At 64.4% G+C, this 12,858-nt stretch carries 11 protein-coding genes and 1 tRNA gene; 5 read left to right on the top strand and 7 right to left on the bottom strand.

The features are described 5' to 3' along the window. Positions 1-63 precede the first annotated feature (63 nt). The 3 genes from ACYQ4W_RS05140 (at position 64) to ACYQ4W_RS05130 (ending at position 3,439) form a co-directional block, all read left to right on the top strand. A complete protein-coding gene (locus tag ACYQ4W_RS05140) occupies positions 64-858 on the top strand; it encodes an ABC transporter ATP-binding protein (protein ID WP_459853618.1) in 795 nt (264 codons plus the stop codon). A gap of 21 nt (positions 859-879) precedes the next feature. After that, complete coding sequence (locus tag ACYQ4W_RS05135; protein ID WP_459853615.1) at positions 880-1,806, top strand: EamA family transporter; 927 nt, start codon at positions 880-882, stop codon at positions 1,804-1,806. A 238-nt stretch (positions 1,807-2,044) separates the two neighbouring features. Next, positions 2,045-3,439, top strand: a complete 1,395-nt coding sequence (locus tag ACYQ4W_RS05130) for a sigma-54 interaction domain-containing protein (RefSeq protein ID WP_459853613.1) — start codon at positions 2,045-2,047, stop codon at positions 3,437-3,439. A 243-nt stretch (positions 3,440-3,682) separates the two neighbouring features. Here ACYQ4W_RS05130 and ACYQ4W_RS05125 read toward each other — a convergent pair whose 3' ends face one another. The 7 genes from ACYQ4W_RS05125 to ACYQ4W_RS05095 form a co-directional block, all read right to left on the bottom strand. Continuing rightward, positions 3,683-4,801, bottom strand: a complete 1,119-nt coding sequence (locus tag ACYQ4W_RS05125; protein ID WP_459853610.1) for an STAS domain-containing protein — start codon at positions 4,799-4,801, stop codon at positions 3,683-3,685. 3 nt (positions 4,802-4,804) lie between these two features. After that, positions 4,805-5,548, bottom strand: coding sequence for an ATP-binding protein (locus ACYQ4W_RS05120; RefSeq protein WP_459853607.1), 744 nt, complete (start codon positions 5,546-5,548; stop codon positions 4,805-4,807). Then, positions 5,545-6,663: a PP2C family protein-serine/threonine phosphatase gene (locus ACYQ4W_RS05115; protein ID WP_459853604.1), complete on the bottom strand. Its 1,119-nt coding sequence runs from the start codon at positions 6,661-6,663 to the stop codon at positions 5,545-5,547. Before ACYQ4W_RS05115 ends, ACYQ4W_RS05120 begins: the two co-directional genes overlap by 4 nt. Positions 6,664-6,740: 77 nt before the next feature. Further along, positions 6,741-7,571 carry a methyltransferase domain-containing protein gene (locus ACYQ4W_RS05110; RefSeq protein WP_459853601.1) on the bottom strand — a complete coding sequence of 277 codons (831 nt, stop codon included), beginning with the start codon at positions 7,569-7,571 and terminating at the stop codon, positions 6,741-6,743. Between the two features lie 108 nt (positions 7,572-7,679). Further along, positions 7,680-8,690, bottom strand: coding sequence for an inorganic phosphate transporter (locus tag ACYQ4W_RS05105; RefSeq protein ID WP_459853598.1), 1,011 nt, complete (start codon positions 8,688-8,690; stop codon positions 7,680-7,682). Next, a complete protein-coding gene (locus ACYQ4W_RS05100; RefSeq protein ID WP_459853595.1) occupies positions 8,683-9,312 on the bottom strand; it encodes a DUF47 domain-containing protein in 630 nt (209 codons plus the stop codon). Before ACYQ4W_RS05100 ends, ACYQ4W_RS05105 begins: the two co-directional genes overlap by 8 nt. A 290-nt stretch (positions 9,313-9,602) precedes the next feature. After that, positions 9,603-9,678: transfer RNA gene (locus ACYQ4W_RS05095), tRNA-Lys, on the bottom strand. 97 nt (positions 9,679-9,775) lie between these two features. Here ACYQ4W_RS05095 and ACYQ4W_RS05090 point away from each other — a divergent pair. After that, positions 9,776-11,632: a protein-disulfide reductase DsbD family protein gene (locus ACYQ4W_RS05090; protein WP_459853593.1), complete on the top strand. Its 1,857-nt coding sequence runs from the start codon at positions 9,776-9,778 to the stop codon at positions 11,630-11,632. A 10-nt stretch (positions 11,633-11,642) separates the two neighbouring features. Continuing rightward, on the top strand, positions 11,643-12,830 hold the full coding sequence (locus tag ACYQ4W_RS05085; RefSeq protein WP_459853590.1) for an iron-containing alcohol dehydrogenase: 1,188 nt from the start codon (positions 11,643-11,645) through the stop codon (positions 12,828-12,830). The last annotated feature ends 28 nt before the right edge of the window (positions 12,831-12,858 follow it).

The following is a 12,858-nucleotide window of genomic DNA, read 5'->3' as shown; positions in this document are numbered from 1 at the left end:
ACGCAAGCGGCAAAAGGCGCACAGACTCCGAAAGACGCAGAAGCCAAGCGAAGGAAGGCTGTCGTGGCAACCCTCACCCCCACTCCCGACATCAAGATCGCCTGCACGAACGTCAGCAAGACCTTCATCCAGAAGGGCAAGCAGGAAGTGCCCGTGCTAAGCGACGTGAGCCTCGCGGTCCGCGAAAACGAGTTTCTGGTGATCCTCGGCCCTGGCCAGTGCGGCAAGAGCACCCTGCTGCGCATCATCGCCGGGCTGGAAACGCCCACCACCGGCACGGTGACCCTGGCCGGAGCGGACGGCCGGGCGCATGGAGTGGAGGGCCCCGGCTCGGACCGCGGCCTGGTGTTCCAGGGCTACATGCTCTTTCCATGGAAGACCGTGCTCGGCAACGTGGAGATGGGCCCGAAGCTCCGCGGCCTGCCGGGAAAGGAGTGCCGCGAGATCGCCAAGCGATACATTGAGCTTGTGGGCCTCACGGGATTCGAGGACCATTACCCGCACCAACTCTCCGGCGGCATGAAGCAACGCGTGGGCATTGCCCGCGTGTACGCCAACAGCCCGCAGGTTATGCTGCTGGACGAGCCCTTCGGCCAGTTGGACGCCCAGACGCGCATCTTCATGGAGCAGGAGACGGCGCGCATATGGCAGGCCGAGCAGCGCACGGTGATCTTCGTCACCAACAACATCGACGAGGCCCTGTACCTGGGCGACCGCATCGTGTGCATGGAGGGCAAGCTGCCCGGCCGCGTGCAGACCGTCAAGGACGTGCCCCTGCCGCGCCCGCGCGAGTTCACGGACATGGAGTTTCTGCGCCTGCGCCAGGAGATCATCGACGCCTCGCAGTTGACGTTGTAGCCGGCGCCGGAGGAGGCGGCGATGGACGCATCGGCCTTAGGCCTTGTTCTCGTCTCGGCCGCGCTGCACGTGTTCTGGAACACGCTGGTCAAGCAGTGCGCCGACAAGCTCTCCTTCGCCTGGCTCACCACCGTCGCCGGCAGTCTGGTCCTTGTGCCGCCGCTGCTGCTCTGGCACGGCCTGCTGGCACACGGCAACGCCACCCTGCTCAATCCGGAGGTGTGGCTTTGGGCCGCGCTTTCCGGCCTCCTCGAAACAATCTACGTCGCCTGCCTGTTCGGGGCCTATGTGGCGGCCGACCTCTCCGCCGTCTATCCCCTGAGCCGCGGCACGGCTCCCGTGGCCACCCTGCTCTTTGCGGGCGTCCTCGTGGGCGACACAGTGCCCACGGTTCAGGCGCTCTTTGTGGCCGTTGTGGTGGCGGGAACGCTGCTTGTGGGGCTCTCGACCTGGAGCGGGTTGCCGCTTTCGCGCCGGGGGCTGGCGCTTTCCATCTGCACGGGCTGCGCCATAGCGGGCTATCATCTGGCCGACCGCAAGGCCATGAGCCTGGGCCCCGCGCCGGATCCGCTGGACTACCTGTTCCTCATGCATCTGTTCATGAGCTTGTTCGTCAGCCTGTGGGCCTGGCGCAAGCGGCCCAGTTGGCGCGGCCTGGCAGCGGCCTGGCGCAACGCGGCCAAGTGCGATGCGCAGCGCGGACAGAAGCGCAACGACAGGCGCGACGTGCTGCTGGTGTCCGTGTTCACGCCCTTGTCCTATTTCCTCATCGTGCTGGCCCTGCGGCAGGGCAATGTCATCCAAGTCACCGCGGCCCGCAACGTCGGCATTCTGTTCAGCACCCTGGCGGGCCTGCTGCTCCTGCGCGAGCGCATCAGCCCGGCGCGGGCCCTGGGGTCGGCGCTGATCATGGCCGGGCTGGCCGGGATGGCCCTGGCGCGAGGGTGACGCACCGTTCTGTCTGGACCTCTGGACACAGGCACAGACGGAAAACACCGCGGATGTTTCAAACACGATAGCCGCAAGATCACGCGTCCGATACTTTTCAATATGCTAATCTGAAAGGAAAAATATCGTCAAATGCCTTTGCTTTTCTCTTGATGCGTGCCGGCATTCCTGACATGTACAAATTGTCGGACAGGCTCATACGCCCCCCTGCAGCACGCGCAAACGTCTGAGGATTGACATGATGAACGCCGCTGGTTTTTATCTGGACAACCTCGCCGAGAGCATCCTCGACACCATGCCCATGGGTGTCATCTTCTGCGACCGCGATTGCATCATCCGCTTCGTCAACGAGACCTATGCCCGCTATCTTGGCATCGTCAAAAACCAGGCCCTGGGCCGGCACATCACCGAGCTGATTCCGGATTCGCGCGCGGCGGTCGTGATGCAGAACGGCGTGGCCGAGATGGGCGAGCAGTGCAGCGTGGGCCAGGGCAGGGGCAGACGGACCCTCATCGTCAACCGCATTCCCGTGCGCGCGGTGGACGGCGCTGTGGTGGGCATGCTTTCCCAGTCCATCTTCGGCAATCCGGAAGAGCTCAAGTGCCTGTCCGAAAAGATAGAACGGCTGGACAAGAAGGTCTCGCTGTATAAAACGCGCATGAACACGGCCCTGGCCGCGCGCTACAACATGGAGAGCATTCTGGGCCAGAGCGCGGCCTTGCGCGCAGCCAAGCAACACCTGCTGCGCTACGCCCGCACAGAGGCGCCGGTGCTGCTTCTCGGGGCCACGGGCACAGGCAAGGAGCTTTTCGCCAACGCGCTGCACCACGCCAGCACGCGCGCTTCCGGCCCCTTTGTGGGCATCAACTGCGCGGCCATCCCCAACGACCTCTTCGAGTCCGAGCTTTTCGGCTACCTGCCGGGATCCTTCACCGGAGCCCAGCGTGAGGGGCGCATCGGCAAGATTGAGCTGGCGCACATGGGCACCCTTTTTCTGGACGAAATAGGCGATTTGCCGCTCACGGCGCAGGTGAAGCTGCTGCGGGTGCTGGAGGACAAGCTGGTGCACCGCCTGGGCGCCAACTCGCCCACACGCGTGGACTTCCGTCTTGTGGCGGCCACCAACCGCGATCTGCAGGCCATGATGCAGGACGGGCTCTTCCGCGAGGAGCTGTACTACCGCATGGCCGGGCTGACCATCCGCATTCCGCCCCTGCGTGAGCGCACCGAGGACATCCCCATGCTTGTGGCGCATCAGCTCAGCTGCATGAACACGCAGGTTTCCGGCTGCGCCGATGCGGCCATGGACGCCCTGATGCGTTACAGCTGGCCGGGCAATGTGCGCGAGCTGGCAGGCATGATCAGCCGCGCGGCAAGCCTGTGCATGGGCAAGTGCATCGAACTGTCCGACCTGCCGCCGGAGATCGTGGCCGGCGTGGCCCGCAGCCAACCCTTGCAGCCGCTGCACCACAAGCCGCTGCTGGCCGACGTGCAGTCGAACAACGAGCAGCGGCTCATTCTGGCCGCCCTGCGGGAAAACACGTGGAACATGGCCAGAACGGCCAAGGCGCTTGGCATATCGCGGGCCACGCTCTACGAAAAGACCCGCAAGCACGGCATTGTCCGGAGCTGACTCAGACCCTGGCCCCCGCGGCTGCCTGTAGCGGTTGCGGAGAGTGGTTGCCGAGTGTGGCGCATCGGCCAAGCGCCTGCTCGCGATCGTTTTCCCGCTTGTGCGAGCCGAAACGGAGTCGTCAATTCCAAGACGTCGATTCAGATGCGCCAATTCGGAAGCGCCTGTTTTGATGCGCCTGTTCAAGGGCACCACTTCAGAGGCGACGTCTCAGATGCTCCGGAACAGGCGTGGCAGGCTGGTCTAGGCCACCGGCAACAGGCAACCGGGCGCTTCCGCGCTGCCCAGCCCCTGCAGCAGGCAGGCCGCGCGCAGGTCTTCCGGCAGGGGGCCGGAGGCTTGCAGGCTTTTGCCCCGTCCGGCGTAGCTGCGCTTGGCCGCCAGCAGCATCTGGAAAAAGAACACGTCCGCGCGGTTGACCTTGCCCCAATCGAGGACAAGGCCGGCGCACCGCTCCAATCCGGCCAGCAAGGCTCTGCGCAGGTCGTCCAGCACCGGTGAGGATATCTCCTCCGGCAGGGCCAGCGCACCGGCCGCGGCATCGATGCGCAGCACAAGGACGCCGAAGGATTCCTCCGCCTTCTGGCTGGGCGGAGCGACCGTCACCGCATTGGGCACTTCCTCGATGCGTCGCACGCGGTCGTCCGGCAGCTTCACCAAGCCGCTCACGTACTTGGGCTCCAGAATGGTGGCGAAGAGCACATGAAAGGGAATGCTGTTGCCGAAGGCGTCCAGATCGCCCACGGCGGCGAAGTCCACCTTGCAGTCCACGATGCGCCCGGTGTCGGTGAGCATCTTGAGCACCTCAAAGGGCATGCGCCCCTTGCCGTGTATGTCGTGGATCAGGTCGAACTCCAGCAGATAGAGGTCGTTGCCTCCGCTTTTGGCCTGCGCAAGGCTCACGGCGTCGACGGCGAAAATGCCCGCGCCCACTTCAAAGCGGGTCGGCGCAAGGTCTTGCGACGCAGCGCCCTCCTGCGGGGAGGAGATGGCGAGCAGCCGCTCCACCCAGGAGGCGATGGGCATGTTCTCGCTGTCCGCAATGTTGTCCACCAGGGCGGTGAGCCTGTCGAAGCCCTTGAGCAGAACCTCGACCACGGCGTGGGTTGGCACCAGCTCGCCGCTGCGCACCATGTGCAGCACGTTCTCCAACTTGTGGGCCAAGGTCTTGATGTTGTCCAGGCCGAGCATGCCCGCGCCGCCCTTGATGGAGTGCGCCAGGCGGAAAACGCTGTTCACCAGTTCGGGGTTCTGGTCCTCGCCCGCGGCTTCAATGTCCATGAGCGCGGCCTCGATGCTGTCCAGATGCTCCCGGCAGTCCTCAACAAAGCTGTGGATGAGGTCGTTCACTTCGTCGGTCATGGCTCAGGCCCCCATGCCCGCGCTGCCGGAGCTGATGGAAAAGTGCTTGTCCAGGCGCATGAGGGTCAGGAGCTGGAGGATCTCTTTGCGGACGCCGGACAGATGCAGCGCCCCGCCCATTTTGTGCAGCGAGTTGTGGGTGGCCACCAGCAGGCCTATGCCCATGGAGTCGAGGCTCTCCACCTTGCTGAAGTCAAGATGGATTTGCCGGGCCCCTTCCTGAATGCGCGCGCGCAGCACATCGCGCAGGGCAGGCACGTCCTGCGCGGCGACGCGGGCCTCAAGCGTCATATGGATCGTCGTGGGGTCGCTCATGTCCAATACCTCCGAAGGGGCGCGCTTGATGATGGTGAGCGCGTTGCCCGGGTCATTGTAGGAAAAGTCGTCCGCATACTTGCGGATGATGAACAGCCCGCGCCCGGATTCACGGGCGGGATCGGGCGGGGCAACGGGCATTTGCCGCCAGTCCCAGCCTGCGCCCTCGTCCCGCACGGTGAGCACCAGGGCTCCGTCCTCAAAGCGCAGCGCGGCGTGGACGGTCTTTGCCGGGTCGGAGCCGGAGCCGTGCTGCACGGCGTTGACCAGCGCCTCCCGTGCGAGAAGCTCCATGTCGAAGGAGAGGCCGCACAGGTCACGCTCGGCCAAAAAACCATGGATGCCTGCGATGAAGCCCTCCACGTTCTCGGTGGTGGCGGAAAAGCTTTGACTAAGGCCATGGCCGTCCGCTGCCGACGAGGACTGCATCATACGTCCACCCCCAGCAGAACGATGTCGTCCACCGGTGTCTGCTCCCCGGTCATGTCGCGCATCATGTTCACCACCGCGTTGGGCAGGGGCATGACGGCGTTGTGCTCGCAGGACCGCAGCAGACTGGCGCGGAAGTCCTCGCTGGTGACGTAATGCCCGGCGTTTTCCGCCAGGCCGTCGGTGTAGAGGTAGAAACGGTCGCCTGCGGCCGCCGGACCTTCGAGCACCGTGTAGTCCGCGTCCTCGAACATGCCCAGGGGCAGGCCGGAAACGTCCAGGCACCGCGCCGTGCCCGCAAGGCTGGCCAGCACGGGTGGATGCCCGGCAGAGCTGACGGTGTACACGCCGGCATTGCGGTCGAGCATGAGGCAGACGGCGGTGAGATAGACCTCTTCCGGGGTGATGGCGCACAGGATGCGGTTCATGGCGGCAAGAATCGCGGCCGGGCTTTTGTCCGCAGCGGCATGCTGCCGGAACAGGGCCTTGAGCGACGAGGTGATGAAGGACGCGCCCAGATCGTGGCCGCTCACATCGGCCACAAGATACGCCGCGCGGTCCTGATCAAAGGCGATCACATCGTAGAAGTCGCCGCCGGCCTCGAGCACGGGCAGAAAGTGCACGGCGAAGCGCGCCTCGGGCACGGACTGCGGCGAGGTGAGCAAGGCGAGCTGGGCGGCGTGCACCTGCCCAAGCCGGTTGGCCTGGGCATCGATGATGGCCCCCTGATGGCGCTTGAAATTCATGTGCGAACGCACGCGGGCAACGACTTCCTCGGCCATGAAGGGCTTGGTGATGTAGTCCACGGCGCCCAGGTCAAGCCCGGCCAGCTTGTTGGAAAGCTCGTCCAAACAGGTGACGAAGATGACAGGGATGTGCGCGGTGGCCGGGTCGCTCTTAAGCTTGCGGCAGGTTTCAAATCCAGTCTCGCCGGGCATCATGACATCGAGCAGGACCATGTCCGGCCGCTCGGCCTGGGCCCTGGCCAAACCTTCCGCCCCGTCCGGCGCGCTGGCCACGGCATAGCCGGCGCGGCCGAGGACGCCCTTGAGCACTGCGATATTCAACGGCTCGTCATCCACCACGAGGATGCTGCCGTGTTTCTCCGCTTCCGCCATTTTCCGCACTGGTCCAGGTGAAGATTTACAGCCGCGAAACCGACCCCCGACCACAGGGATCATTGAAGCACACTGCGTTATGGACGAGCGCAAGTCAAGGCGGAGAGCGGCTTCGAGAACGGCGAGAGGGGCTTGCGGCAAAAAAAGACCGCACCGGTGGTCAGCGGCGAACTCTTGAAGGACGTGCGGAAAAGAAGGCGCGCCTCAATGAACCCTGCGGACTCAAGCATATCCAGGAAGACCCTTCCCGGCACAGCGCCGTCCTGTCACCTGGCCCACTGCTGCGCCCTGGCCTCCGGGCCGGCTCCCGGTCCTGCGGGCAACAACGGGCATGCCGGGGGCTCGTCGGATTCCAGAATCTGGTCCGCCACCTGCACAAGGCCGCCAGGCTTGAGCACCCGGTGCACCTCGGCCAGGGCCGTGGCCTTGTCCTGCACCAGGTTGAACACGCCGTTCGAGATCACGCGGTCGAAGACGGCGTCGGCAAAAGGCAAACGCTCCGCCCTGCCCTGCGCAAGCCCCACGGTGGCGATTCCGCAGGCGCGGATGTTCTTCCGCCCGCGCAGGGCCATTTCCGGTGAAAACTCGAGGCCCGCCACACGTCCGGACGGACCGGCGTAGTGCGCGGCCACAAGGGTGTCCACCCCGGTGCCGCAGCCCACGTCGAGCACGGCCTCGCCAGGACTGGGGAGCCCGGCGGCAAAGGGATTGCCCACGCCGCAGTAACAGGCCAGGACAGCCTCCGGCAGTTCGGACAGGGCCTCGGGCGGATAATCGAGGGCGCGCAGCCCTGCCAAGCCCGTGGGATAGCTGAACAGTCCTTCGGGGCTGTGCGCCACGGCGCGGAAGCGCTCTCGCAGGGCATGGTCAATGGCAGCGGGTGGGGACAGGGCCGGATCAGGCTTCATGGACGCCTCCATCTCTTATTGCGGCAAATACCACGCGCAACGGCGCGGGGCAACGGCATGGCCGCAGGCGGCGGAGATAGACGAAATCGGCGGGCGGTGGCGCCTGGGCTACTGGTGAACGCCCAGGGCCTGCAGCGCGTAGAACACCAGGGCGGCGACAAGGCCGGAGGCGGGAATGGTGATGATCCAGGCCACGACCATGTTGCCGGCCACGCCCCAGCGCACAGCCGAAAGACGCTTGCTGGCGCCTACGCCGAGCACGGACGTGGAGATGACATGCGTGGTGCTGATGGGCGCGCCGAAATGGCTGGCGCCGGTGATGACCATGGCCGCGGCGGTTTCCGCGGCGCAGCCGTGGATGGGCTCGAGCTTGAAGATCTTGTGCCCCATGGTCTTGACGATCTTCCAGCCGCCCGTGGCGGTGCCCAGGCCCATGGCCATGGCGCAGGAGATCTTGACCCAGAAGGGAACGTGGATGGCGGGAATTTCGTGGGAAAGGAACAAGGCCAGGGTGATGATGCCCATGGTCTTCTGGGCGTCGTTCTGGCCGTGGCTGGTGGCCATGAAGGCCGAGGAGACGATCTGCAGCTTGCGGAAAAGGTTGTTCACCTTGCGCGGCTTGGATTTGTGGAACATCCAGGACAGCGCGACCATGATGACATAGCCGCCGAGGAAGCCGGCAAGGGGCGAAACCACCAGCGGAATGATGACCTTGTGGAAGATGGACAGGAAGTTGAGGGCGTTCATGCCGCTGTAGGCCACGGCCGCGCCCATGAGCCCGCCGATGAGCGCGTGGGACGAGGACGAGGGCAGTCCAAGGTACCACGTGACGAGATTCCAGAAGATGGCGCCGAACAGCGCGGCGAGCACGATGGTTTGGCACCCGGCGACCATTTCGGCGTTCACGATGCCGCTGCCGATGGTCTTGGCCACCTGCTCGCCCATGAACGCGCCGAGAAGATTCAGCGATGCGGCCATGACCACGGCCATCTTGGGCGAAAGGACCTTGGTGGAGACGATGGTGGCGATGGCGTTGGCGCTGTCGTGCGCGCCATTGGTGTAGTCGAAGAATAAGGCCAGAGCCACAATGGCGACCAGCATCATGGGGACATCAGGCATTTTTGAGCACCACGCCTTCGATGATGTCGGCCAGGCGGTCGGCCTGGTTCACTGCCTGCTCGATACGGTCGTAAATGTGCGTCCATTTGACGATGTCCATGACCGCGTCGAAACCGGTGAGCTTGATGTCGTAAACCTCGCCCAGGGCCACCAGAAGCAGCATCTCGCACTCGTACTTGAGCGACTTGATCTTCTTGGCGTTTTCCTCAACGGCCTTGCGCTGGCGCAGGCGGTCCATCATGCGGCCCACTTCCTCGACCATGATGGCGAGGTTCTTGACCAGCTTCTTGGCGGGAAACTTGATGACGTGGAAATCGTAGAGCCCGATGCGGGTGGAGATGGCTTTGATGAGGTTCAGCAGATCTTCTTGGGCGACGTTGATGTTGTGGATGTCTTCGCGGTCGATGGGGGTGATGAAGGTCGTGGAGAGCTGCTGTGAAATGCGCCGGGCCACTCCGTTTCCGGTTTCCTCAACGAGGTTGATGGCCTTGCATTTGTTCTCGACGTCTTCAAACTCCTGAAAAATGCTGCTCAGGGCGATGACGGCCTCGTTCAGTTTCTCGAACTGTTCCTGAAACAAGTCGAAAAACTGGACTTCCTTAGGGAAGAAGCTGAAGCCCATTGGTACTCCTTGTGCGATGTCTGCTTGCGTTTTCGGGATGTTCAAGGGCGCCTTGCCCCAGCCGCGGAACTATATCCGCCCATAAGCGGTCTGCCAAGACAAATCAGAGGTTCATTGCCGCCGGCCCTTCGCCTTGACACCTGGAAACGAAATGCGCAGAAGGAAGCATGTTCATAACCATGCGCTTTCCATTCGGTGTTGTTCCCGTGTTGTGCCGCGGCTTTTCACCGGCCCAATCCGTAAAACAAGAAAAAGCCGATACCTTGCGATATCGGCTTTCATTTGTAACGTGGTGGGTCACCAAGGAATCGAACCTTGAACCTCCGGATTAAGAGTCCGCTGCTCTACCAATTGAGCTAGTGACCCACGTTTGCGCTGCGTCGCGTCCGCGTCGTCATCGCGAAAAGGGGTCTACGCGGGGGGGCACTCTTTGTCAACACGAAAAATTACATTGGACAAAAAAATGTTGCAGAAATTTTTCTGGTCATGCCTTTGCGTTACCCTGTTAAGCCTTGGTACTCTAAGCGTTTCTCACGCAAAAGACAGGCATGGCGACCTGCCTGTTTCCACCACTTGGGCCGTCTTCAGCCTGAGCGACCAGGCCAGAGCCGAGTCCGGACTGGCCGCAAAGCGTCTGGCCGTGCTGTTTTTGGACCCGGACGAGGGCTGGCACACCTATGCCCACAATCCCGGCGGGTTCGGCAAGCCGACAACCCTCACGGCGAAGCTCGGCGCAATCGCCCTGCCCGTGCTCTACCCGGCGGGCACGCCGACCACGGACCCGCTGGACCCCAGCGCCCTGGTGAACGCCTATCCGGGGCACACGCCCCTTTTTGTGCCCCTGCCGGACAAGCCCCTCAAGGGCGCGCGGCTCACGGCGACCCTGGAGATGCTGCTTTGCGCCAAGGACAAATGCCTGCCCGCCAGCCTGGACCTGGCCTATGCCCCGCCCAAGGGCAAAGCGCCGGAGGCCCGCGGCCAGGACTGGTGGCCCAAGCTCCTCGGCGCGTCCAAGCCCGCGCCCCAGGCCCAGGTGGAGCTGACGCCGACGGCTGCCACCAGCGGCTCCATTGCGCCCGCCACGGCCGAGGGCTGGGCGAACCTGAAGCCCCGCTACCATCAGCCTGAATTGGAAGTGCGCGGTTTGTTCAAGGCTGTGCTGCTTGGCCTGCTGGCCGGCTTCATCCTGAACTTCATGCCCTGCGTGCTGCCGGTCATCAGCATCAAATTGTCAGCCCTCATGGCGGGCAGCGCCCTTGCCGACGCCAAGGCGCGCCGGGCCAAGTTCTGCGAGCACAACATGTATTTCGCCCTGGGCATCCTCGCCTATTTCTTCATCCTGGGCGGCCTATTGGGGGCCACGGGCCTGGCCTGGGGGCAGATCTTCCAAAAGCCCAGCGTGGTGCTCGGACTCACCGCGCTGATCTTCGCCCTGGCCTTGAGCCTCTTCGGCGTGTTCAGCCTGCCCATCGTGGACTTGAAATTCGACCAGATGACCACGCACCCCAAGCTGCAAGCCTTGTTCACGGGCTTCCTCGCCACCTTGCTGGCAACGCCGTGCAGCGGGCCTTTTCTGGGCGGCGTGCTGGGCTGGACGCTTTTGCAGCCTCCCTGGGTCATCAGCTCCGTGCTGGCGGCCGTGGGCACAGGCATGGCCCTGCCCTATCTCATCATGGTGCTCTTTCCCGGCCTGGTGCGCCTGTTCCCCAAGCCCGGCCCCTGGACGGGCCACCTGGAGAAGATCGTTGGTCTGCTGCTCATGGCGACCTGCATCTATTTGTTGAGCATTCTGCCCGACACGCGCCTTGTGCAGGCCCTCATCGTGCTCTGGCTCACAGCCCTGAGCGCCTGGATATGGGGCGCTGCCGGGCCCGGCTTCGACACCGGCCGCATGAAGGTCTTGAAGGCGCTGGCCGCGGGCGTACTTGTTTTGGCCGTATTCGCGGCCCTGCGTCCGGCGAGCCTCGTGTCCCACATCGATCCCTATTCCGAGGGCGCGCTCAAGGCCATGCTGGGCAAGGAGACCGTGGTGGTGGACTTCACCGCCGACTGGTGCCCCTCGTGCAAGGTGCTGGAGCAGACGACCTTGACGCCCGCGCGCCTTGGGGACATGAAGTCGAAATATGGCCTGAAGCTCATGAAGGCCGACCTGTCGGAAAGGAACCCCGAGGCGGAAGCCCTGCTGCGCGCCCTGGGCAGCCAAAGCATTCCGCTGCTGGCCATCTTCTCCAAGGACAACCCGGACAGCCCTCTTGTGCTGCGCGATCTTTTCACGCCGACGCAGTTCGAGGACGCCCTGAAACACGCCACGCGCCCCTAAAGGAGGCCCAATGCTTTCCTTCGACTTCCGCATGCCCACGACGCTTCTCTTCGGCCCTGGACGCTTGGCGGAGCTGGAGACCACGACGCTTTTGCCCCAGGGCAAGAAGGCCCTCATCTTCATCGGGCAAAGCGGCAACATTCTGCGCCAGGGGCACCTGGGACGCGTGCAGGGGCTGCTCGCCGCCCGCGGCATCAAGTCCGCCGTGTTCGACGGAGTGCGCGCCAACCCGCGCACCGAGGATGTGGACGCGGCCGCGGCCCAGGCCCGCAGCATGGGCGCGGACTTCCTCGTGGCCATCGGCGGCGGCAGCGTCATCGACTCCGCCAAGGCCGCCTCCCTTGCGGCCACGCGTGAGGAGCCCTTCTGGGAGGCCATGGCCGCCAAGGCCTATGGCGACGAAGCCAAAGGGCTGCCGCTGGTGGCCATCCCCACCACGGCGGGCACCGGCACGGAAGGCAACGGCGTGTCCATGCTCTGCGGCGCGCCGGGCAAGCGCGGCTTCATCCACCCCGCCTTTTTCCCGGCCCTGTCCCTTGTGGACCCGGAGCTCATGCGCTCCATGCCGCCGCGCCTCACCGCCTTCACCGGCATGGACGCGTTCTTCCACGCCGTGGAGTGCTTCCTTTCCGTCGCGCACCAGCCCATGAGCGACATGCTCTGCCTGGACGCCGCGCATCTGGTGACGCGCTTCCTGCCCCAGGCCGTGGAGCACGGCGACGACATCAACGCGCGCACGGCCATGGCCTGGGCCAGCACGGCGGCGGGCATGTCCCTGGCCCTGTCCTCGCCCATTTCCCAGCACGCGCTGGAATACTCCTTCAGCGGGTCCAAGGTCAGCTCGCACCACGGCGCCGGGCTGGTCATGCTCTCCAGGTCCTACTTCGCCCGGCTCATCGAACTGGCGGAGAAGCACGAGGACACCCGCGACCGGCTGCTCAATCTGGCCGTGGCCATGGGCTTCGGTGCGGACGAGGACGGGGACATGCATCCCTTCCTGGAAGGTTTGGAGGCGCTGCTGGAGGCCACGGACCTGGCCGGGCTGCGGCCGGAGGAGTTGGGGCTCGACGCGGCGGATGTGCCGGCCTATGTGGCCTCGGCCATGCAGCTCAAGGATGCCCGCAATTTCGTGAACACCCCGGTCGCCATGACCGAGGACGACGTGCGCGTCATCTTCGAGGGAGTGTTCGAGCGGTAGTTGGAATTCAAAAGACTCTTGCGGCTGG

The organism is Humidesulfovibrio idahonensis (assembly GCF_054657715.1).
The sequence above is the reverse complement of the archived record's forward strand: the minus strand, read 5'-3'. Positions and strand labels throughout refer to the sequence as shown.